This is a genomic window from Pseudomonas sp. E45-MNA-CIBAN-0222 (genome assembly GCF_040310405.1).
Classification (GTDB): domain Bacteria; phylum Pseudomonadota; class Gammaproteobacteria; order Pseudomonadales; family Pseudomonadaceae; genus Stutzerimonas; species Stutzerimonas stutzeri_AC.
The window spans coordinates 1-324 of the sequence record NZ_JBEOPU010000060.1 but is presented as its reverse complement, the minus strand read 5'-3'; the positions used below and the strand labels follow the sequence as shown (position 1 = coordinate 324).

The 324-nt window shown below is 43.2% G+C and carries 1 protein-coding gene; it reads left to right on the top strand.

Annotation, left to right across the window (positions count from 1 at the left end; all coding sequences use genetic code 11):
* The coding region (locus tag AAEZ08_RS22775; protein ID WP_350588636.1) for an integrase core domain-containing protein at positions 1 to 214 on the top strand (214 nt) is incomplete at its 5' end.
* Between the last annotated feature and the right edge of the window lie 110 nt (positions 215 to 324).

Sequence of the window (324 nt, the reverse complement as noted above, 5' to 3'; positions counted from 1 at the left end):
CGCCCCAACTGAGCGCTTCTTTAGAAGCTTCAAAACAGAGTGGATGCCAAAGGGCGGTTATGAGAATATCGCTGAGGCTAAAAGTGCCATTAGTGATTATATCTGGGGCTACTATCAAACCGTGAGACCGCACACTTTCAACAATTATTTAACACCAGCTGAAACAGAAAGACGTTACTTTAATCAAAACCTCTTATCAGGTGTCCTAAATTAGTTGACCACTACAACCCTGCTACTTTGGAGTCACAGCATGAGTCATAAAGTGGTCTTAAAAGCAGACAACCTACACAAGCATTACCCAGTATCACAAGGATTGGGCAAGCC